The sequence below is a fragment of the Streptomyces sp. 840.1 genome (assembly GCF_003751445.1).
Lineage (GTDB): Bacteria > Actinomycetota > Actinomycetes > Streptomycetales > Streptomycetaceae > Streptomyces.
Genome location: NZ_RJUU01000001.1, coordinates 1617126 through 1637842 on the forward strand (window position 1 = coordinate 1617126; position 20717 = coordinate 1637842).

17 protein-coding genes are annotated in these 20717 nt (G+C 73.7%); 11 read left to right on the plus strand and 6 right to left on the minus strand.

The features are described from left to right. Positions 1-163: 163 nt before the first annotated feature. Positions 164-3370 carry a sacsin N-terminal ATP-binding-like domain-containing protein gene (locus EDD93_RS07525; protein WP_123524418.1) on the minus strand — a complete coding sequence of 1069 codons (3207 nt, stop codon included), beginning with the start codon at positions 3368-3370 and terminating at the stop codon, positions 164-166. Positions 3371-3688: 318 nt separating this feature from the next. Further along, positions 3689-4624 (minus strand): DUF3027 domain-containing protein, encoded by a 936-nt coding sequence (locus tag EDD93_RS07530; RefSeq protein WP_123524419.1) that lies wholly within the window; start codon positions 4622-4624, stop codon positions 3689-3691. A 419-nt stretch (positions 4625-5043) separates the two neighbouring features. Between EDD93_RS07530 and EDD93_RS07540 the strand changes: the two genes are divergently transcribed. The 4 genes from EDD93_RS07540 to EDD93_RS07555 all read left to right on the plus strand — a co-directional run bounded on the left by EDD93_RS07540 (position 5044) and on the right by EDD93_RS07555 (position 8650). Next, complete coding sequence (locus tag EDD93_RS07540) at positions 5044-6495, plus strand: MFS transporter (protein ID WP_123524420.1); 1452 nt, start codon at positions 5044-5046, stop codon at positions 6493-6495. Between the two features lie 27 nt (positions 6496-6522). Then, positions 6523-7005, plus strand: a complete 483-nt coding sequence (locus EDD93_RS07545) for a DUF2771 domain-containing protein (protein WP_123524421.1) — start codon at positions 6523-6525, stop codon at positions 7003-7005. Positions 7006-7092: 87 nt separating this feature from the next. After that, positions 7093-7800, plus strand: a complete 708-nt coding sequence (locus EDD93_RS07550; RefSeq protein ID WP_123524422.1) for a futalosine hydrolase — start codon at positions 7093-7095, stop codon at positions 7798-7800. After that, positions 7781-8650, plus strand: a complete 870-nt coding sequence (locus EDD93_RS07555; RefSeq protein WP_123524423.1) for a 1,4-dihydroxy-6-naphthoate synthase — start codon at positions 7781-7783, stop codon at positions 8648-8650. Before EDD93_RS07550 ends, EDD93_RS07555 begins: the two co-directional genes overlap by 20 nt. 34 nt (positions 8651-8684) lie before the next feature. Here the strand turns inward: EDD93_RS07555 and EDD93_RS40690 are convergent, their stop codons facing one another. Then, positions 8685-9068, minus strand: coding sequence for a cold-shock protein (locus tag EDD93_RS40690; protein ID WP_123524424.1), 384 nt, complete (start codon positions 9066-9068; stop codon positions 8685-8687). A gap of 161 nt (positions 9069-9229) precedes the next feature. Here EDD93_RS40690 and EDD93_RS07565 point away from each other — a divergent pair, with 161 nt between their 5' ends. After that, positions 9230-9454, plus strand: coding sequence for a hypothetical protein (locus tag EDD93_RS07565; protein WP_123524425.1), 225 nt, complete (start codon positions 9230-9232; stop codon positions 9452-9454). 40 nt (positions 9455-9494) lie between these two features. On the opposite strand, the gene EDD93_RS07570 is transcribed toward EDD93_RS07565, so the two are convergent. Beyond that, the gene (locus tag EDD93_RS07570; RefSeq protein WP_123524426.1) at positions 9495-10127 is read right to left on the minus strand and encodes an HAD family hydrolase; all 633 of its coding nucleotides are present in this window, start codon (positions 10125-10127) and stop codon (positions 9495-9497) included. 104 nt (positions 10128-10231) lie between these two features. Between EDD93_RS07570 and EDD93_RS07575 the strand changes: the two genes are divergently transcribed. The 4 genes from EDD93_RS07575 to EDD93_RS07590 are packed head-to-tail and all read left to right on the plus strand — an operon-like array spanning position 10232 to position 14196. Further along, positions 10232-11242, plus strand: a complete 1011-nt coding sequence (locus tag EDD93_RS07575; RefSeq protein ID WP_123524427.1) for an iron ABC transporter permease — start codon at positions 10232-10234, stop codon at positions 11240-11242. Beyond that, positions 11239-12309 carry an iron chelate uptake ABC transporter family permease subunit gene (locus EDD93_RS07580; protein ID WP_123524428.1) on the plus strand — a complete coding sequence of 357 codons (1071 nt, stop codon included), beginning with the start codon at positions 11239-11241 and terminating at the stop codon, positions 12307-12309. The genes EDD93_RS07575 and EDD93_RS07580 overlap by 4 nt, the downstream gene beginning before the upstream one ends. Further along, entirely contained in the window at positions 12306-13160 is an 855-nt protein-coding gene (locus EDD93_RS07585) for an ABC transporter ATP-binding protein (protein WP_123524429.1), read from the plus strand. The genes EDD93_RS07580 and EDD93_RS07585 overlap by 4 nt, the downstream gene beginning before the upstream one ends. Positions 13161-13212: 52 nt before the next feature. Beyond that, positions 13213-14196 carry an ABC transporter substrate-binding protein gene (locus EDD93_RS07590; RefSeq protein WP_123524430.1) on the plus strand — a complete coding sequence of 328 codons (984 nt, stop codon included), beginning with the start codon at positions 13213-13215 and terminating at the stop codon, positions 14194-14196. 477 nt (positions 14197-14673) lie between these two features. Here EDD93_RS07590 and EDD93_RS07595 read toward each other — a convergent pair whose 3' ends face one another. Continuing rightward, complete coding sequence (locus EDD93_RS07595) at positions 14674-15846, minus strand: hypothetical protein (RefSeq protein WP_123524431.1); 1173 nt, start codon at positions 15844-15846, stop codon at positions 14674-14676. Between the two features lie 75 nt (positions 15847-15921). Here EDD93_RS07595 and EDD93_RS07600 point away from each other — a divergent pair, with 75 nt between their 5' ends. Beyond that, positions 15922-18375: a helicase C-terminal domain-containing protein gene (locus tag EDD93_RS07600; RefSeq protein ID WP_123524432.1), complete on the plus strand. Its 2454-nt coding sequence runs from the start codon at positions 15922-15924 to the stop codon at positions 18373-18375. 166 nt (positions 18376-18541) lie between these two features. After that, positions 18542-20185: a DNA repair helicase XPB gene (locus tag EDD93_RS07605; protein WP_123524433.1), complete on the plus strand. Its 1644-nt coding sequence runs from the start codon at positions 18542-18544 to the stop codon at positions 20183-20185. Positions 20186-20197: 12 nt separating this feature from the next. Here EDD93_RS07605 and EDD93_RS07610 read toward each other — a convergent pair whose 3' ends face one another. After that, positions 20198-20386, minus strand: coding sequence for a hypothetical protein (locus EDD93_RS07610; protein ID WP_123527632.1), 189 nt, complete (start codon positions 20384-20386; stop codon positions 20198-20200). Positions 20387-20717: the final 331 nt, after the last annotated feature.

The window sequence follows — 20717 nt, forward strand, 5'->3', positions numbered from 1 at the left end:
TGTTTCCCCGTGGGAAAGGGCCCCTGGCGCGCAAGCGCACCGGCAGGGCCGATCGGTCTGTTGAGCCGGAGTGGCTCAACAGACCAGACAAACGACGGATGTGAAGGGTTGCCCACGCATATGAAGATTTTGCGAAGGATCTCGAATTCGTGGGGCCGGAGCCTCAGTCGAACCAGCGGTCCCGGGCCAGTTCCCCGGTGCGGGACGGGTCCTCCAGCAGCGCCGCGACCTCGAAGCGGCGCGGCCACTGGCCCGCCGCCCAGGCCAGGCCCGCCGCGACGCCCTCCAGGGTGGCGGCGTGCACCGTGCCGTCAGGGGTGCGGCGCCAGTCCAGTTCGACGCCGCCCGCGCGCAGTTCGCCGTGCTCGACGTACGTGTCCGGGGTGCCCCGGCCGAGCAAAACGCGCACCGACTCCGGGACCTGGTGCTCCTCGCCCTCGGACGTCACCTCCGCCTCGACGCTCTCGCCGAGCCGCCGCACCTGGAACAGCTCGGCCAGCTCCGCCGCGTTCGCCGGGGCGACCGGCAGCAGCGGCAGCCCCCCGGTCAGCGGCAGCAGGTCGGGGGCGTCCGCGATCACCGCGTCCGCCGCGTCGACCACCCGCACCTCGCCGTCGACCACGGCCCGCAGCTCGTCCGGCAGCGTGACCTGCTCCGGGTCCAGCTCGGCCAGGGCGGTGTACAGGGAGTGCAGTTGTACGGGACCGACCGGGCGGTCCCCGTCCGCGAGCCGGCCGAGGAGTTCGGCGGCGCCGCCGGGCTCGTCCAGCAGGGCGGCGACCGAGGTCCGGACACCGAGGGCGCGCAGCACCTGGGCGTCGTCGAAACCGGTGGCGTCGGCGGAGTCGTACAGGCCCGCCAGCCGGGGATCTCCGCCGTCGGCGCGCAGGCCCGCCGGGCGGCGGCCGTCCAGCACCGGGTGATCGCGCAGCCACCAGGCGGTGTACGGGCGCACGGACTGCGTGGTGCCGTCCGGGAGGAGTACCCGGACCGGCTGGGTGAGGGCGTCGCGCAGCGGCGGCCTGGCGAGCATCGCGAGCGCCTGGGGCCAGGCGTCGTCGTCGACCAGGTCGAGGTCGCGGACGGCGACGAGTTCGGTGGCGACGGGCGGCACCACCGTGTCCGGGAGCTGGTCGAGGATGTCCTCGCACCAGACGTCCACGGCGTCCAGCAGCCCGGCGTCGTCGGGCTCCGCGAAGTCGCCGTCGCGGGGCTCCAGTTCGTCCGGGTCCAGGACCACGTCGGTGGCCCGCACCAGTGCGAAGGTGGCCAGCACTCCGCAGGCGGTGAGCGGCTGTTCGCCCCAGCGCTCGGCCAGCTCCTCGTCGCACAGGGCGAGTTCGCCCTCGCGCATGACGGCGGCGAACGGACTGCCGGGCAGCACGAGCTCACCGGCCGGGGCGGGCTCGCCGTCCTCGTCGGGCAGGGCGAGCGCGCCGAGCCAGGGTTCGTCGCCCGGCACCAGGCCGGCGTCCCGGACGAGCGTGAGGACGGTCTCCGCCAGCTCGTCGCCGTCCAGCGCGTCCTCGTCCCAGATCTCGCCCGCGTCCAGCGAACCGGCGACGGCGGCCCGCACCTGCGGGGTCGTCAGGACGGCGCGCGGGGTGGCGGGCAGCGCGCCCAGCTTCTCCAGGAGCGGGTGCGCGGCGTCCGGGTGGGCGACCTTCAGCCCGAGCCGGGCGAGCCGGTCCAGGACCGGGCCGGTCAGCGCGTCCGGGAGCGGCAGCAGGACCTGGCGGGGGCCGATGGTGGTGCGGGGGACGGCCGGGGCGTCGGGGTCCGCGCCCCGGGAGGCCGTACCGGCGAGCGGCACCGGGAGGCCGGAGAGCCGGTCCGGGTCGATGCCGGCCAGGCTGTCGTACAGCCGCCGCCACCAGCCCGGGTCGCGCTCCAGACCGGCCAGCCGGTCGATCGCCTCGGTCAGCGGGACCCGGGCGACGCCGAGCGTGCGCAGTTCGACGCGGCGCTCAAGCCCGGCGGGCAGCAGGCAGGGCAGCACCTCGGCCAGCACGGTGACGGTCTCGGCGCCTACCCCCTCCAGCACCTCGGCCTCCAGCGGCCGCAGCGCGGTGGTGGCCTTGCGGCCCTCGTCGGCAGCGGCGTCCCAGCTGTCCCACCGGTCCGGCTCGGCGGCGGGGTCGCGCGGGGCTGCGGGCTCCAGGAACGCGACGCGCGGCAGCCGTTCCAGGATCGCGGCGCGCAGCGCGCCGTCCAGCTCGCCCTTGCCGAGCGGTCCGGGCACGAGCGCGATGGTGGCGACGGAGACCGGCTGCCAGTCGGCGAGCAGCTCGGCGTAGGCGTCGGCCGCGCGCTGCACCAGGAAGTCGGTGAGCGGGCCCGGCGCGGGGTGGCGGCGGGTGGTGTCCAGCGGCAGCGAGGCGATGAGCAGCGCGGGGACGCCGAGCGGTTCGTCGGTGGGCGTCGGCGCGTGCACGACCGGGGCGGTGCGGGGGTGCACCGGGGCGCCCTCCGCGTCCACCGGGACGGCCCAGGTCACCGACCAGTGAGGGCGCAGCCGTTCCTCCAGCGGGCGGCCGACGAGCAGTTCGGGCTCGACGGCTCCGTGCCGGGCGACGGTGCGCCAGCGGTTCGTACCGTGCTCCGAGTCCTCGACGTGGACGTACGGGCCGTGCTGCGAGCGGCGCAACGTCCGTACGGTGTCCGGGGTTTCGATGACGATCTCGTCGAGCCCGCCCAGCGTGAGCAGCAGCGCGTCGTCGACGGCGGTGAGCAGCCGGCCGACCAGGTCCTCGGCGCCGCCGTCGCGCAGCGGCAGGACGACGACGGTGTCGTAGCCGTCCGGTGCGGTGCCCTCGGCGGGCAGCGGGAGGCGCAGCAGGGGTACGTGTCCGTCGCGGCGGCGCAGTTCGTCGCCGAGTCCGGGGCTGCCGATGGCGGCGTCCCGGGCGAGGTCGCGGGCCTCGGCCAGGGACCAGCGCACGCCGCCGTGCCGCCCGATGACGGCGGGCTCGTCGCTCACCGCCAGCACGGCGGCGAACCCGACGCCGAACCGTCCGACGGCGGCCTCGTGGCCCTCGCGCTTGGCGGACGCGCGCAGGGTGGACAGCGACTCCACGCCGGTGGCGTCCAGCGGGGCGCCGGTGTTCGCGGCGGCGAGGACGGCGGGGGCGTCGCCGGCCCCCGGGTGCAGGGTGAGCCGGAGCCGGCCGGACACCCGGGCGCGGGCGGCGGCGTCGGCGGCGTTCTGGGCCAGCTCGACGACGAGGCGGTCGCGGTAGCCGCCCAGCGCGAGGTCCTCCTCGGCGTTGGCGTCCTCCCGGAAGCGGGCGGGGCCGGCGCCCCAGGCGTCGAGCACGCGGCGCCGCAGCCGTGCGGTGCCGAACGGGTCGGCCCCCTCGGTCGCATTCATGCTCACGCTGTGACTCCCTCTTCCGGTTACGGGTCCCGTGCCGCCAAGTGTGCGCCCCGAAGCTACCGGGTCCCCGCGCGGGCGCCCCTGTCCTCCATCGCCGGACGGGCTGAAACCAGCTGCACCGCACACCACAGCCCCGGTTCCGTCCTCCATCGCCGGACGGGCCCGGTTCTGGACGCCCTGCCCGTAAGTCCCGCCCTGCCCGTAAGACCCGCCCTTCCGGCCGGATCCGGCCCGTCCGGCGTTCGAGGACGGAACCGGCAGGCCGGGGTGACCCGCGCCCCGCGGAGGGGGCCGGGTCTCGTGGCGGCAGCCTCAGGAGTGGCCGAGGTCCTCCGACGGCGCATCCGGGTCCACCGGCACCGAGCCGGAATCCCGCGCCGGCCGGAGCGGGTACTCGTCCACCCGCATCGTGTCCAGCGCATGCGGCGCCGGCTTCGGCGGCTTCGGCATCACCGCGGCCTCCGAGTGCCCACCGCAGCCGTACGACAGGGACACCACGTGCCCGTCCGCCGGACCGAACTCGTTCGCGCACACCCCGAAGGCCTGCTTCAGGGAACCCGCCAGCGGCACCAGGAAGGCGCACGACACACACGTCGCCGGGGCCGCCTGGGCCATCGGCGTCTTCGCGCCGAAGCCCTCGTCCCAGCGGTCGGCCGCCGCGTACAGCCCGTACCGCGACAGCACCCGCGCCCGCCGCATGCCCAGCTCGTCCGCGACCGCCGCGATCGAACCGCGGCGCGGCGGCTCCGGGCGCGTCGTCAGTTCCGCGTCCTCGGACTCGACGAGCTCGGCCAGCTCGCCCGAGACCGCGGCCACCGCGGAGTTCGGCGGCAGCTCGTCCTCGCCGGTGTAGCCCGGCTCCAGGCGCAGATCGTCCGCCTCGGTGGGCAGCAGATCGCCCGGCCCCATGTCGCCCGGCCGCAGCCGCTCGCTCCACGGCACCCACTCCGGCGCGAGCAGCGCCTCGTCGCCCGGCAGCAGCACCGTTTCGTCAAGGGTGACGTTCTTGGCGCGGGAGGCCCTGGCGACCGTCACCGCCCAGCGCCAGCCCCGGTAGGCCGGGTCCTTGCACTCGAAGTAGTGCGTGACGACCCGGTCCCCCTCGGGGACCACGGCCACATGCTCACCCACGACCCCTGGCGCGGCTGCCTCCTCGGCCGCCGCGCGGGCGAGGCCTACGGCCTCGGCGCACAAACGGTCGGGAACAGGGGTACGGGCCGTACGGCTTCTCGTCGTCGCAGCACTCACAGGTCTCGCTTCTCTCCTACGCCAGTCTCACGAGCGCGCCAGCACATCCATCGATTTCAGCCATTCGGTTGCGGGCGGAGCGGACCTGGGGGCCGCGTCGACGTCCACACCCGTTGTGCCTGCCTCGGGCGCACCTTCCGCAACCCATTCTGCGGGATCGCTGAGAGGCGCGCGGCCAAGAACAACCGCCGGTGGCGCGCTACGCACGCTACCCTCTCCGCCGCTTCCCGCCCACCTGTCCGCCCCAAACGACGCCGTATCCGGTGCCGTGTCCCGTGTAAAGGGCGCTGCCCGGCCATCCGTACGGACCGGTCCGCACCCCCTGCGACCTGGCAGGTCACTGACCCGACAGGGCATTGCCCGCCGCGCCCCGCGCCTGTCCCGGTTCGTGACGACGGGTCCTGGGGCAGTATGACCAAGTGGCTTCTGCCCGGTCGCACGACGGACCCGGCCCGCTCCGCAGGGCGGGCCGGACGATCGGTCATGCCCTGCGGTCCCCGTTCACCGGGACCGCCCGGGGCATCCGGAAGGCGACGCACGCCCACGGGGCGGGTGAGTCCGGACTCGGCAAGCTGATCGAGCTGCACGCGGTGAACGGCGCGGGCGACGTGATGATCACGGTCGCGCTGGCGTCCACGGTGTTCTTCTCCGTACCGACGGACCAGGCCCGCGGCCGGGTCGCGCTGTACCTCGCCGTCACCATGGCGCCGTTCATCCTCCTCGCCCCGGTCATCGGCCCGCTCCTGGACCGGCTGCCGCACGGCCGCCGCGCCGCGATGGCGGGCTCCATGCTGGCCCGTGCGCTGCTGGCGCTCACCATGTCGGGCGCGGTCGCCACCGGCGGCCTGGAGCTGTATCCGGCGGCCCTGGGCGTCCTGGTCTGCTCGAAGGCGTACGGGGTCGTGCGCAGCGCCGTCGTACCGCGCCTGCTGCCACCCCGCTTCTCGCTGGTGAAAGCGAACTCACGGGTCACCCTCGCCGGCCTGCTCGCCACCGGCGCGGCCGCTCCGGTCGGCGCGGGGCTCCAGACGATCGGCCCGCCGTGGCCGCTGTACGGCGCGTCCGCGATCTTCGTCGGCGGCGCCGTCCTCGCCTTCACCCTGCCGCCCAAGGTGGACTCGGCGAAGGGCGAGCGCAAGGCGCACCTCGTGCACCCGCACGACGAGGGCACCGTCCGGCCCGAGCCGCTCCGCGCGAGCGCCGCGCCCGGGAGCACGAAGAAGTCCTCCCGGTCCCGGGAGAGGAACGGCGAGAAGAGGAACGGCGAGAAGCGGCCGGGGCTGCGTTCGGTCGGCCCGTCCGTCCTGCACGGCCTCCAGGCCAATGCCGCGCACCGCGCGCTCTCCGGCTTCCTGATCTTCTTCCTGGCGTTCCTGCTGCGCGAGCAGCCGCTCTCCGGTCAGAGCGCCGCGATCTCGCTCGGCATCGTCGGCGTGGCGGCCGGGGCGGGCAACGCGCTGGGCACGGCGGTCGGCTCCTGGCTCAGGGCGCGCGGCCCGGAGATCATCATCGCCTCGGTCCTGGGCCTGGCACTGGGCGTGGCCGTACTGGCCGCGGCCTTCTTCAGCACGGTCATGGTCGCCGCGCTCGCGGCCACGGCGGGCTTCACCCAGGCCCTGTCGAAGCTGTCGCTGGACGCGATGATCCAGCGCGACGTGCCGGAGGAGGTGCGCACCTCGGCGTTCGCCCGTTCCGAGACGCTGCTCCAGATGGCGTGGGTGGTCGGCGGCGCGATCGGGATCTCGCTCCCCCTCAACGGCGTACTGGGCATGGCGGTCGCCGCGGGCGTCCTCGCGCTCGGCGCCGCGGCCTCCGTACGGGGGCTGCTGGGCGCCGCGCGGCGCGGCTCGCCGCACCCCCGCGTGGCATGAGCCGGAGCGACCGATAACCTTCGGGCCATGACCGTTGCGTTCTTCTCCGGTAAGGGCCGTCGAATCGGCGTCGCTCTTGGTGCCGTGTCCGCGGGACTCCTTGTCCTCTCCGCCTGCGACAAGCCGACGCCACTCGCCACCGTGACGGTCGGCGACAACTCGGTGCACACCGAGGCGTCCTGCTACAACGACGGCAAGGCCCTCAAGACCTCCGACATCAAGGGCTGCCTCAACCAAAAGGCCGACAAGACCGTCGACGTCGCGATGGACGACAAGGTCCACTTCGGCGTGGACCCCTCGGTCTCGGACAACGGCTGGACGCTCTTCATCAACGGCCAGCAGGCCGAGCAGGAGCCGTACAAGAAGACCTTCCGGACCATCCCGGGCAGCGCCTTCTTCTCCAGCCAGAACGGCGAGACCACGGCGGACAAGACGCAGATCAGCATCGTGGAGACCAAGGGCAAGGAGCTGCTGGGCATCTGGCACTTCGAGCTCAAGAAGACCAGCTGATCCCGTCCCACCGATCTGCTCCCGCCGATCCGTCCCGTTCCGCTGATCCCTCCAGCTGATTCCCTCCCGGCCCCGGAGGTTCCCCCCGTGCGTGTGCTCGTCGTGACCGCTGTCCCGGTGGAACGGGACGCGGTCACGCGTGCGTTCGGGGACGGCTCCGAGGTGTCGGTGCGCCGGGTGCCGGGCGCGGAGATCCACCGCGCGGGACCCTTCGACGTACTCGCGGGCGAGGCGGGACCGGCCGCCGCGGCGGCCTCCGCCGCGTTCGCCCTGGCCTCGGACCGCTACGACCTGGTGATCTCGGCGGGCATCGGCGGCGGCTTCGCCGGCGTCGCCCCGGTCGGCTCGCTCGTGGTGGCGGGGCGCGTCATCGCCGCGGACCTCGGCGCCGAGACCGCCGGGGGCTTCGTCCCCGTCACCGCGCTGGGCTTCGGCCGCGACCGGCACCACCCGCCCGGCCCCCTGGTCCGCGCGGTGGCCGACGCGACCCGCGCGGTGACCGGCGACATCCTCACCGTCTCCACGGTGACCGGCAGCGCCGAACGCGCCGCCGCCCTCCTCGCCGCGCACCCCGGGGCCGCCGCCGAGGCCATGGAGGGGTTCGGGGTCGCGGAGGCGGCCGACCGGCTCGGGCTGCCCGTCCTGGAGCTCAGAGCCGTCTCGAACGCCGTCGGCCCCCGCGACCGCGACGCCTGGCGCATCGGCGACGCGCTGGCCGCGCTCACCGACGCGTTCGGCAAGCTCATACCCGTACTGGAAGGCTGGACGACCCACCATGACCGACACGACTCCTGACCCGCTCGCCGGCCCGCTGCGCATCGCCTTCTCGCCGTGCCCGAACGACACGTTCGTCTTCGACGCCTGGGCGCACGGCCGGGTCTCCGGCGCGCCCGCCCTCGACGTCACCTTCGCGGACATCGACATCACCAACGGCATGGCCGAGCGCGGCGAGCTGGACGTCCTGAAGGTCTCGTACGCGGTGCTGCCCTGGGTGCTTGAGGAGTACGCGCTGCTGCCGTGCGGCGGCGCGCTGGGCCGGGGCTGCGGGCCGCTCGTCCTGACGCGGGAGCCCGGCACCGACCTGACGGGCCGGACCGTCGCCGTGCCGAGCGAGCGCTCCACGGCCTACCTGCTGTTCCGGCTCTGGGCGGCGGAGGCGGTACCGGGCGGCGTGGGCGAGATCGTCGTCATGCCGTTCGACGAGATCATGCCGGCGGTACGGGACGGCAAGGTCGACGCCGGCCTCGTCATCCACGAGGCGCGCTTCACGTACCAGAACTACGGTCTGCACAACCTGGCCGACATGGGCCGCCACTGGGAGGACACGACCGGTCTCCCGATCCCGCTCGGCGCGATCATCGCGAAGCGCTCCCTGGGCGCGGACACCCTGAAGCTGCTCGCGGAGTCGGTGCGCACGTCGGTACGGATGGCGTGGGACGATCCGCAGGCCTCGCGCCCGTACGTCCAGGAGCACGCCCAGGAGATGGACCCGTCCGTCGCTGACCAGCACATCGGCCTGTACGTGAACGAGTTCACCGCCGACCTCGGCGAGGACGGCTACGCGGCGATCCGGGGCCTGCTGACCCGCGCCGCGGCCGAGGGACTGGTGCCTCCCCTCGGACCGGACGCGCTGTCCTACCCCTGAAACCGCCGTGTCCCGTGCGTGCCCCGCGCGTCCGTCACACGTCGAGCTGGTCCGCGACCGCGCGCAACAGGCCGGCGATCTTGGCGCCCGACGCCTTGTCCGGGTAGCGGCCGCGCTCCAGCTGCGGCGTGATGTTCTCCAGGACCGTCGTCAGGTCCTGCACGATCGACGCCAGCTCGTCCGGCTTGCGGCGCTGGGCGGCCGCGACGGACGGGGTGGGGTCGAGGATCGCCACGGAGAGCGCCTGGTCACCGCGCTGTCCGGCGACCACGCCGAATTCGACGCGCTGGCCGGGCTTGAGTGCGTCGACTCCGGACGGGAGCACGGACGAGTGCACGAAGACGTCGCTGCCGTCGTCGCGGGAGAGAAAGCCGAAGCCCTTCTCGCTGTTGAACCACTTGACCTTGCCAGTCGGCAAAGCACGCACCCCATCTCAACCCGTATGCCGGAACAAAGCCTCAGCAGGTCAGGCCGTCCAGCCGGCGCGCTCCCCCTGCTGGCAGAAGCCTCCACAGGTGAAGTACCCCTCGTCAAGCCTGGTCATCCGGACTGGTGTCCTGAAAGAACTACTCTGACGGTGTGAGTACTTCCCCCTCTGGCGCGGGCGACCTGCTGGTCCGGCTCGGCGCGATCATCTTCTTCGTCGGCGCGGTGGCGACCCTGATCACCATGGCCCCGCTGTTCCTCGGCACCGAGCCGTTCCCGTCCATCGCGTACGCGGTGTGCATGCTGATGGGCGTCGGCTTCGTGGTCGCCGCCGCGGGGGTCGTCCGCTCGGCGCGGGCGGGGGCGCCGCAGCGGTAGGCGGGGGTCCGGTCCCGCCTGCGGACGCTAAGGGCTCGCCCTAGGAGCGGGCGGCCGCGTACTCGTTCAGCCAGGCCGGGAACTCCGTCAGGGACGACAGGATCACGTCCGCGCCCGCCGAGCGGAGTTCCTCCGCATCGCACGGGCCCGTCGTCACGGCCACCGACAGGGCGCCCGCGGCCCGTGCGCCGCGCACGTCGCCCGTGTGGTCGCCCACGTACACGCTCGCCCCGTGCTCCCGCAGGGCCTCCGCCTTCGCCTCGGCCCAGAGGCCGCCGGTGAGGACGTCGGGCGCGATGCCCACGTGGGTCAGGTGCAGCTTCGCGTTCGGCTCGTACTTCGCGGTGACGACCATCGTGCGGCCGCCCAGATCGCGGATCGCCTCGACCGACTCGCACGCGCCGGGCATGGCGGGAGACGGGGTGATCGCGTATGTGGGATAGATCTCACGGTAGCGGGCCGCCATCGCGGGCACCCGGGACGCCGGGAACCAGTTGACCAGCTCGTCCTCCAGCGGCGGCCCCAGCCGGCTCACCACCAGGTCGGTGTCGATCACCGCGCCCGTCTCGGCCGAAAGGGCCAGGTAGGCGGCCTTGATGCCGGGCCGGGAGTCTATGAGCGTCATGTCCAGGTCGAAGCCGACCATCAGGGGGTGCGATGCCATGGCTTCCATTGTGCCGAGCCTGCGCGGGAGCCGGTACACCCCCGGACGGGTGCACGGAGGCGGTGCTTAGACTTAGCCAAGCCTAACTTTGCTTCGCTTTTCGATTGGGTCCGATGCCAGCCGCCGCACCACGCCGCTCCAGACGCGCTCTCATGACGGCGGCGGCCGTCCTGGCGCTGCTGCTCGCCGTCCTGCTCAGCCTCGCCGTGGGGGCGCGCTCCATCGCCCCGTCCGCGGTCCTGGACGCCCTCCTGCACGGCGGGCACTCCGACGCCGCCGAGGTCGTCCGGAACATGCGGGTGCCCCGCACCCTGATCGGGCTGATGGTCGGCGCCGCCCTCGCCCTCGCCGGCACGGTGCTCCAGGGCATCACCCGTAACCCCATCGCCGACCCCGGCATCCTCGGCATCAGCCAGGGCGCTTCGGTCGGGGTGGTGCTGGCCATCGCGTACGCGGGCATCCACACGCTCACCGGGTACGTCTGGTTCGCCTTCGCGGGGGCGGCGATCGCCTCCGTCGCGGTGTACGCCATCGCCTCCAGCGGACGCGGCGGAGCCACCCCGGTGAAACTCGCGCTCGGCGGCGCCGCGATCAACGCGCTGCTGGTCTCGGTGACCATGGCCGTGCTGACGACGAAGGCGTCCGCGCTGGACGAGTTCCGGTTCTGGCAGGTCGGCTCGATCGCCGGACGCGAGGCCGAAGTCGCTCAGCAGATCTGGCCGTTCCTGCTGCTCGGGACGGTCCTCGTGCTCTCCGTGGCCCGTGGGCTCGACGCGCTGGCGCTCGGCGAGGACATGGCCAAGGGGCTCGGGCAGAAGATCGCGACGGTACGGATCGTCGGCGGCATCGGCGCCACCGTGCTGACCGGCGTCGGCGTCGCCGCGGCCGGGCCGATCGCGTTCATCGGCCTCGCCGTCCCGCACATCGCCCGCAGAGTCGTCGGCAGCGACCACCGCTGGCTGCTCCCGATGGCCGCCCTGATCGGACCCGTGATGCTGCTCGTCTCCGATGTGATCGGCCGGACAGTCTTCCCGCCGAGCGAGGTCCCGGCCGGGGTCATGACGGCGCTGATCGGGGTGCCGTTCCTGGTCACGCTGGTGCGCCGGAAGGCGGTGCCCGCGTGAGCGCCACCACGGCCGTCGTACGGCCCGCCGGGTACAGCGTCATAAGGATCGGGGCGCGCGGACGGTTCCTGCTGCACCGCCGGGCCTCGGTCGTCGCCGCCACACTCGTCGTGCTGCTGGCCGCCCTCTGCGTCGCCTACCTCTGCGTCGGCGAGAACTTCGTCGCGCCGGGCGAGGTCCTCAAGGTGATCCTGGGCCGGCCATCCGCCGACGAACTCGTCGTCGGCACGCTGCGGCTGCCGCGCATGGTCGTCGGGCTCCTCGTCGGCCTCGCCTTCGGGATAGCCGGCGCACTGATCCAGACCGTCGCCCGCAACCCCCTCGCGAGCCCGGACATCATCGGCATCAGCCAGGGCGCGAGCGCGCTCACGGTCGGCGCGATGACGTTCGGCATCACCTCGTACACCGTCCTGCCGTACCTGTCGGTGATCGGCGGGGTCGCGGCCGCCGCGCTCGTCTACGCCTTCGCCTGGCGCGGCGGGCTGCACGCCACCCGGTTCGTGCTCATCGGCATCGGCTTCGCCATCGCGCTGCGGTCCGTCACCACGCTGTTCCTGACCAAGGGCGACTACCTCGTCGCCCAGCAGGCCCAGATCTGGATGACCGGCTCGCTCAACGGCCGCGGCTACGACGAGGCCGCGCCCATCGCCTGGACGCTGCTGATCCTGCTGCCCGCCGTCCTGTGGGCGGCCCGCGCACAGCGCACCGTGACCATGGACGACGACACGGCGACCGCGCTCGGGGTGCGGCTCGGCCGGGTCCGGCTCGGGCTCGTCGCGCTCGGCGTGATCCTGGCGTCGGTGGCGACGGGGACGGCCGGGCCGGTCGACTTCGTCGCCCTGCTCGCCCCGCAGATCGCCCGCCGGATGACCCGGACCGCGCAGATCCCGCTGCTCTGCTCGGCCCTGCTCGGCGCGGTGATCGTCGTCTTCGCGGATCTGCTGGCCCGCAGGCTCTTCTCACCCACCGAACTTCCGGTGGGCGTCCTGACGGCGGCGGTCGGCGCCCCGTATCTGATCTGGCTGATCATCCGCGGTCACGGTGGCCGCAGGGGAGGCAACGCATGACCACCACGCAGAAGCAGGACGCCCAGGACACGGTGACCAGCAGGCTGACGGTGCGCGGGCTGACCCTCGCGTACGAGGACCGCACCGTCGTCCACGAACTGGACCTCGCCGTCCCGGACGGCCGGGTCACCGTCATCGTCGGGCCGAACGCCTGCGGCAAGTCGACGACGCTGCGCGCGCTGGGCCGGCTCCTCAAGCCGCGCGGCGGTGCGGTGCTGCTGGACGGCACCGAGCTGTCGAAGATCCCCACGAAGAAGATCGCCCAGTCGATCGGGCTGCTCCCGCAGACCCCGGTGGCCCCCGAGGCGATCACCGTCTCCGACCTGGTGGCCCGCGGCCGCCAGCCCCACCAGCACTGGTGGCAGCAGTGGTCGCAGGAGGACGAGCGGGCGGTGACGGACGCGATGGAGCGCACCGACATCACCGCGCTCGGCTCCCGTTCGGTGGACGAACTGTCCGGCGGACAGCGCCAGCGGGTGTGGATCGCGATGGCGCTCGCCCAGGAGACCGATCTGCTGCTGCTCGACGAGCCGACGACGTACCTCGACATCGCCCACCAGGTGGAGGTCCTCGACCTGGTGCGCCGGCTCGCCGCCCCGGCGGCGGACGGCGCCCGGGGCCGCACCGTGGTGACGGTGCTGCACGACCTCAACCAGGCGGCCAGGTACGCCGACCACCTGGTCGCGATGAAGGCGGGCCGGATCGTCGCGGAGGGCCGCCCCGAGGACGTCGTCACCGCCGAGCTCGTCCGCGAGGTCTTCGGCCTGGACGCGGTGATCGTCCCGGACCCGGTGACGGGTTCGCCGCTCGTCGTGCCGGGAGCGCCCTGGCAGCCCGCGCACGCTTCCTGAATCCCAGGACGCCGGACCCGGATTCCGCACACCCCTCTACGAAAGGCACCCCATGGCCACCTCCGTCCGCCGCCGTGGTCTCACCCTCGGCGCGCTCGCCCTGACCGGTGCGCTCGCACTCTCCGCCTGCGGATCCTCCGACTCCGGCTCCGGTTCCGAGAGCGACGGCTCCTCGTCGTCCGGTGACACCCACACCGTCAAGACGGCGATGGGCGACGTGAAGGTCCCCGCGCACCCCCAGCGGGTCGTGGTCCTGGACACCGGCGAGCTGGACTCCGCGCTCACCCTCGGCGTACAGCCGGTCGGCGGGACGCACTCGGCGACCGAGGACGGCTTCCCCGCCTACCTGCCGGCGGCGAAGACGAAGGGCATCAAGGAGGTCGGCGAGATCGCCAACCCCAACATGGAGTCCGTCGCCGCCCTGAAGCCGGACCTGATCCTCACCAGCAAGGTCCGCGACGGCGACCGCTACAAGCAGCTCAGCGCGATCGCCCCGACCGTGATGACGGAGTCCACCGGCTCGGACTGGAAGGCCAACTTCCACGTCCACGCGGAGGCGCTCGGCAAGCAGGCCGAGGCGAAGAAGGTCATCGCCGCGTACGACGCCCATGTCGCGAAGGTGACCGCGGCGCTCGGCGGCAAGAAGAAGGCGGCGGCCACCGACGTCAACTTCGTACGCTTCGTCGAGGGCGCGGACATCCGCATCTACGGCAAGCAGAACTACATCGGCTCGATCCTCGCCGACATCGGCATGGGCCGCCCCGCCATCACGGACAAGGCCAAGGACGGCTTCTCGTACGACGTCTCGCCCGAGAAGATCGACCTCGCGGACGCGGACGCCGTCTTCACCTCGACGTACGGCGACCCGGACAAGGCGGGCACGACCCGGACGATGAAGAGCGGGCTGTGGAAGAACCTGAAGGCCGCCAAGGACGGAAAGGTCTTCAAGGTCGACGACCGGCTGTGGATCGCGGGCATCGGCTACACCGCGGCCGACCAGATCCTCGACGAGTTCCAGACGAAGATGACGGGCTGACAGCGGGGCCCTTGGGCGGGCGGCATCGAGGGTCCCGGGGCGCGGGGCCCCTGTCCGTTGCCCCATTCCGGGGTGCGGGGTTCCGTCCTCAATCGCCGGACGGGCTTGGTGTGCGGGGCCCCCGCTGGGCGCCTGGTCCGGTGGGTGGGGGCCCGGGGTCCCTCCGGGGCGTCTCCTCGGACGACGAACGTGCGGCGGGTCCGCATGGGGCGCCCGGGTCTGTGTTCGTCGTCCTGCGGGGACTCCCCTGCACGCCCCCGAACCCGCCCGCCGTGCGTCTGCGACAGCAGTTTCGCCGGTGTGCAGACGCGACTGGGCCTGGGGTGGGGACGTGCAGGGGGGTCCCCGCAGGGAATGGCGTACGACCCGGGTCCCTCTCGTTGCCGGGTGAACACGCCATTTCCGAGGAGACGCCCCGGAGGGGCACCGCCCCCACCCACGGAGGCAGGCGCACCCGCACAGGCGGACCCTGGCCCCTCAGCGCCCTCCCGGCCGAGGGCCCCGCGCCCGCCACACCAGGTAGAGCGCGGAGGCCACGGCCGCGCCCCGCACCACCCAGGGCCAGGTCTGGCCGATCGCGGGGGCCATCTGCCCGTCCCCGATGGGCGCGCCCCAGCGGCCGTCCATCCGGCCCCACAGCCAGACGAGGGCGCCCGCCGCGACCACCCCGGGCAGCCCGATCGCCGCCCACTTCGCCTCCGCGCGCGACAGCTTGCGGGAGCTGTACGCGATCAGCCAGCCACCCGCCAGGGCCAGCAGCGAGCCCATCACCGCACCGGTCACCAGCAGCGCGGCGGCGAGCAGCAGCAAGGGGTGCGAGAAGCCCCGGGACGCCGCGCCCGCCTCGACCCGGACGCGGCGCAGCCGGGGCCGCCACCGCCGCCGGGGAGCGGCCGGCTCCCCCTCGTACGCCTCCTCCCCCTCCCCGGGCTCCGCCTCGGCGTCCTCGTACCCGTCCTCGTCCTCGTCCTCGTACGCGTCGTCCTCGTCGTCGTCCGCCACCGGCGGGCGCAGCAGCGCCGGGATCTCCACACCGCCGCGGAACCCCGCCACCTCGGTGCCCGCGCCGAACGCGCCGGCCTCGCCGAAGGGGCCCGGCTCAACACGCCACCAGTCGGCCTCGCTGCCGGACGGGCCGAGCTCGTCCGTGCCGGCCCGGTGCGGCGCGGACGGCCCGCCACCGGCCGGCATGCCGCCCCGCATCCCGTCCCACAGCCCGAACGGATCGCCGGACGGGTCCGCCGGGGGCTCCGACGCGCCCTTGCCGGAACTGTCTTTCCGGCTGTCTTTCCGCCCGGCCGGGCGGCCGTCCCCGCGAGGGTCCCGGCGGAGCTTCGGCCTGCGCGGCCGGGGGACGCCGGGCGCCTTCGCGGGCCCCGGCTCCGCCTCCGGCCGCTGCGGCAGCCGCACCGATCCGTCGGCCGACGAGGCCGCCGCGGCGACCAGTTCGTCGGGTGTGCCGAGCCTCCCGATGATGCGGCGCACCGCCGCGGGAGTGTCCGCGGCCTGCTTCACCCGCTGCCGGTCGATCTCGCCCCGCAACTCCGAAACGAGCCTCATCCGGGTGCCCGAGGACAGCTGTTGCTGCTGTGCCATGTCCCCGACCCGGCTCAGGTAGTCGTAGACCAGCTGATCGCTCTCGATCCCCACGCGATGGTTCCCCTCTACCGCCCTGCACCGACGGTAGCGCCCTCGGGCCCCTCCGGAGCGACTACCGTGGGACGGATGGGGATGACCACACCACCGCGGACGCTGGCCGAGGCTCTGCGCGCCCGGGACGACGAGTCCTTGGCCGGGCTGCTGCGCGCCCGGCCCGACCTCCTCAACCCCGTGCCGGGCGACATCACCCAGCTCGCGACCCGGGCGGGCACCCGTGCCTCCGTCGTCCGCGCGCTGGAACACCTCGACCGGTTCGCCCTGCAGACCGCCGAGGCGCTCGCGGTAGCGCCCGATCCCGCTCCCTACGACATCCTCCTCGGGCTGCTCACGGGTGACGGCCGGGACGACGGCGAGCTCCGCGGCGACGCGGGCGCCGCCATCGTGGACGCACTGCCTGGGGCCCTCAACACGCTGCGCGAACAGGCCCTCGTCTGGGGCGAGGACGCACGGCTGCACCTGGTGCGGACCGCCCGCGAAATCCTCGCGCCCTCACCGCAGCACCCCTCGCCCACCGGTCTCGGCCCGACCGTCTCGGAGGCCACCGCCGGCATGTCGCCGGGCCGGCTCCAGGAGATCCTCACCGCGGCCGGGCTGCCCGCCACCTACGACCCGGTCTCCGCGGTGAGCTCCCTCTCCGCGCTCTTCACCGACCGGACCCGGATGGGCGAACTGCTGGACACCGCCCCCGTGGAGGCGCTGTCGGTGCTGGACCGGCTGGTCTGGGGCCCGCCGTACGGCGAGGTGACCCCGAATCCGACGCCGCCCGTGAAGTGGCTCCGCGACCGGGGGCTGCTGCTGCCGGTGTCGACCCGCACCGTCGTACTGCCGCGCGAGGCCGCGCTGCACCTGCGGGCCGGGCGCGCCCACCGGGTGCCCGAGCCGCTGCCGCCGGTCGTGGCGGCCGCCGCCGAACGCGATCCACAGGCTGTGGACAGCGCGGCGGCCGGCCAGGCGTTCCTGTCGGTCTCCACCGTCGAGGAGCTGCTCAAGAGCTGGAACGGCGGCGGCCCCGCCATACTGCGGGCCGGCGGCCTCAGCGTCCGCGAGCTGAAGAAGACCGCGACGGTACTGGACGTGTCGGAGCCCGTCGCCGCGTTCTGGATCGAACTGGCCTACGCGGCCGGGCTGCTGGCCTCCGACGGCGAGGCCGACGAGCGGTACGCGCCGACCCCCGCGTACGACGACTGGACCGAACTCCCCGCCGAGGTCCGCTGGGTGCGCCTGGCCGCCGCCTGGCTCGCCGCCACCCGCACCTCGGGACTGGTGGGCGGCCAGGACGCCAAGGGCCGCGCCCTGTCCACCCTCGGCCCCGGCCTGGACCGCTCGGCCGCCCCCGAGGTCCGCCACCGCGTGCTGGCCCTGCTCGGCGCGCTGCCGCCCGGCACCGCGCCGGAGCCGGAGACCCTGCTCGCCCGGCTCCGCTGGGAACGCCCGCTGCGCGGCGCCTCCAACTCCGCCGGGGACACCACCGACCTGCGGTCCCGGATCGCCCTGTGGACGCTGAACGAGTCGGAGCTCCTCGGCATCACCGGCCGCGGCGCCCTCGCCTCGCAGACCCGCGCCCTGCTGACATCCGGCCCCGCCGAGGCCGCGGCCCGCCTCGCCCCGCTCATCCCGGAGCCCCTGGGCCACGTCCTGCTCCAGGCCGACCTGACCGCCGTGGCCCCCGGCCCGCTGGAACGCCCCCTCGCCGACATGCTCGCCGCACTCGCGGACATCGAGTCGAAGGGCGGGGCGACGGTCTACCGGTTCACGCCCGGGTCCGTACGGCGCGCCCTGGACGCCGGGCAGTCCGCCGCCGACCTGCACGCCTTCCTCGCCGCGCACAGCCGTACGCCGGTGCCGCAGCCGCTGAGCTACCTCATCGACGACGTCGCCCGCCGCCACGGCCACCTGCGGATCGGCGCCGCCTCCGCGTACGTACGCTGCGACGACGAGGCCGTCCTCAACGAGATCCTCGCCGACAAGCGCTCGGCCACCCTGCGGCTGCGCCGCCTCGCCCCCACGGCCCTCGCCGCCCAGATCGACCCGGCCTCGCTCCTGGACGGCCTGCGCGAACTCGGCTACGCGCCCGCCGCGGAGTCCGCCGACGGCGACGTCCTGATCACCCGGGCGGGCGCCCGCCGCACCCCGCCCCGCTCGGCCCCCGCCCCCGTACCCGAGGGCCCGCCGCTCCCCGAGCCCGCCCTGCTGGGCACGGCGGTCCGGGCGATCCGGGCCGGTGACACGGCCGCCACGGTCGTCCACAAGGACACCGGCCCCTCGGCGCCCGGGGACGCGCTGCCCCGTACGACGTCGGCCGAGACGCTCGTCACGGTCCAGGCGGCCGCGATGACCGGCTCCGCGATCTGGATCGGCTACGTCAACGCGGAAGGCGCGGCCAGCCAGCGCGTCATCGCCCCGGTCCGCGTCGAGGGCGGCTACGTCACGGCCTACGACCACACGGCCGACGAGGTCCGCACGTATCCCCTGCACCGGATCACGGGCGTCGCGGAACTGGCGGACGACCAGCGGGCCTGACGGCCCGGGGCGCCCGCACAACCCGAGCCCGTCCGGCGATTGAGGACGGAACCCCGCGCCCCGGAACCCCGTGCCCCGACGGAGCACCCGCATCCCGCCACCGCATACGGCACACTGGACGTTTGGCCGGTACACGGCCACCCCGCCGTAGAAAGGGCCGAAGCGCGTGACCGGACCCCTCATCGTCCAGAGCGACAAGACGCTGCTGCTGGAAGTCGACCACGAGCAGGCAGACGCCTGCCGGCGTGTGATCGCGCCCTTCGCCGAGCTGGAGCGCGCGCCCGAGCACATCCACACCTACCGGCTGACCCCGCTCGGGCTGTGGAACGCGCGGGCCGCGGGACACGACGCCGAGCAGGTCGTCGACGCCCTGGTGAAGTACTCGCGCTACCCCGTACCGCACGCGCTGCTCGTCGACATCGCAGAGACGATGGGCCGGTACGGCCGCCTCACGCTCTCCAAGCACCCGGTCCACGGGCTGGTGCTGACCTCCACCGACCGGCCCGTCCTGGAGGAGATCCTCCGGTCGAAGAAGGTGCAGCCGCTGGTCGGCGCCCGGATCGACCCCGACACCGTGGCCGTCCACCCGTCCGAGCGCGGGCAGGTCAAGCAGACGCTGCTGAAGCTCGGCTGGCCCGCCGAGGACCTCGCCGGTTACGTGGACGGCGAGGCGCACCCGATCGAGCTGGACGAGAGCGGCTGGGCGCTGCGGCCCTACCAGCAGCAGGCCGTCGAGGGGTTCTGGCACGGCGGTTCCGGGGTCGTCGTGCTGCCCTGCGGGGCCGGGAAGACGCTGGTGGGCGCGGGCGCGATGGCGCAGGCCAAGGCGACCACGCTGATCCTGGTCACCAACACCGTCTCCGCCCGGCAGTGGAAGCACGAGCTGGTGAAGCGGACCTCGCTGACCGAGGAGGAGATCGGCGAGTACAGCGGTACCCGCAAGGAGATCCGGCCGGTCACCATCGCCACGTACCAGGTGCTCACGACGCGCCGCAAGGGCGTCTACGCGCACCTGGAGCTGTTCGACTCCCGCGACTGGGGTCTGGTGATCTACGACGAGGTGCACCTGCTGCCCGCGCCCGTCTTCAAGTTCACCGCCGATCTCCAGGCGCGGCGCCGGCTGGGGCTGACGGCCACGCTGGTCAGGGAGGACGGCCGCGAGTCGGACGTCTTCTCGCTGATCGGGCCCAAGCGGTTCGACGCCCCGTGGAAGGAGATCGAGGCGCAGGGCTACATCGCCCCCGCCGACTGTGTCGAGGTACGGGTCAATCTGACGGACAGCGAGCGGCTCGCGTACGCGACCGCCGAGGCCGAGGAGAAGTACCGGTACTGCGCCACGACCGCGACCAAGCGGAAGGTCACCGAGGCGCTGGTGCGCAAGCACAAGGGCGAGCAGACGCTGGTCATCGGGCAGTACATCGACCAGCTCGACGAGCTGGGTGAGCATCTGGACGCGCCCGTGATCAAGGGCGAGACCAGCAACGCCCAGCGGGAGAAGCTGTTCGGCGCGTTCCGGGAGGGCGAGATCAGCGTGCTCGTCGTGTCGAAGGTGGCGAACTTCTCCATCGACCTGCCGGAGGCCACCGTCGCGATCCAGGTGTCCGGAACGTTCGGCTCGCGCCAGGAGGAGGCCCAGCGGCTCGGCCGGGTGCTGCGGCCGAAGGCGGACGGGCACGAGGCGCGGTTCTACTCGGTGGTCGCCCGCGACACGATCGACCAGGACTTCGCGGCCCACCGCCAGCGCTTCCTGGCCGAGCAGGGCTACGCGTACCGGATCGTCGACGCGGACGAGCTGCTGACGGACAACTGAGGCGGGCCGCGGTCAGCGGTTGCGGCGGACGCCCGCCTCCTCCGCGTACTCACCGAGGACGACGACGCCGAACGCGGTCCGTACGAAGATCCCGGCGGCGCGCAGGGCGTTCCCGGCGCGGTGGCTGTAGTGGTGACCGGTGGCCGCGGTCGCGCCGTGCGCGGGGCCGGTCCTTCGCGGGTTCAGGGTGACGGTGCTCATGTATTCCATGGTGCTCCGCCCGGCCCGCGAGGGCGTCGGCCCGCAGGGGGAAGGTTCCGGGGCCGCTCCTGCTCCTGAGGTCGGATGCCGTCCCCTACGGGGTGGACCCGCCGTGGACCCGTGGGCGTACACCGTTCCTGGTCCGCGGATATTCATTCGCGCCCGGCCCGGCCCGTCGATACAATCGCCGGTCTGCCCGCCTCCCGCACCGTGGTACCGGCAGCCCGGAAGGGCTCGCGCCGGCAGCCGGGGGAGCGCCGCCGACCGGACGGAAACCGGCCGACAGCCGTACGCGCGCCCTCGTGCGTACCAGTGATCGATCCCCGAGCGG

Excerpts from the sequence above, each read along its gene's own strand:
- EDD93_RS07610 (WP_123527632.1), bottom strand. The coding sequence starts at position 20,386 with ATGAGCACCGTCACCCTGAACCCGCGAAGGACCGGCCCCGCGCACGGC.
- EDD93_RS07585 (WP_123524429.1), top strand. The coding sequence starts at position 12,306 with ATGACCACCACGCAGAAGCAGGACGCCCAGGACACGGTGACCAGCAGG.
- EDD93_RS07600 (WP_123524432.1), top strand. The coding sequence starts at position 15,922 with ATGGGGATGACCACACCACCGCGGACGCTGGCCGAGGCTCTGCGCGCC.
- EDD93_RS07590 (WP_123524430.1), top strand. The coding sequence starts at position 13,213 with ATGGCCACCTCCGTCCGCCGCCGTGGTCTCACCCTCGGCGCGCTCGCC.
- EDD93_RS07545 (WP_123524421.1), top strand. The coding sequence starts at position 6,523 with ATGACCGTTGCGTTCTTCTCCGGTAAGGGCCGTCGAATCGGCGTCGCT.
- EDD93_RS07575 (WP_123524427.1), top strand. The coding sequence starts at position 10,232 with ATGCCAGCCGCCGCACCACGCCGCTCCAGACGCGCTCTCATGACGGCG.
- EDD93_RS07570 (WP_123524426.1), bottom strand. The coding sequence starts at position 10,127 with ATGGAAGCCATGGCATCGCACCCCCTGATGGTCGGCTTCGACCTGGAC.
- EDD93_RS07555 (WP_123524423.1), top strand. The coding sequence starts at position 7,781 with ATGACCGACACGACTCCTGACCCGCTCGCCGGCCCGCTGCGCATCGCC.
- EDD93_RS07525 (WP_123524418.1), bottom strand. The coding sequence starts at position 3,370 with ATGAATGCGACCGAGGGGGCCGACCCGTTCGGCACCGCACGGCTGCGG.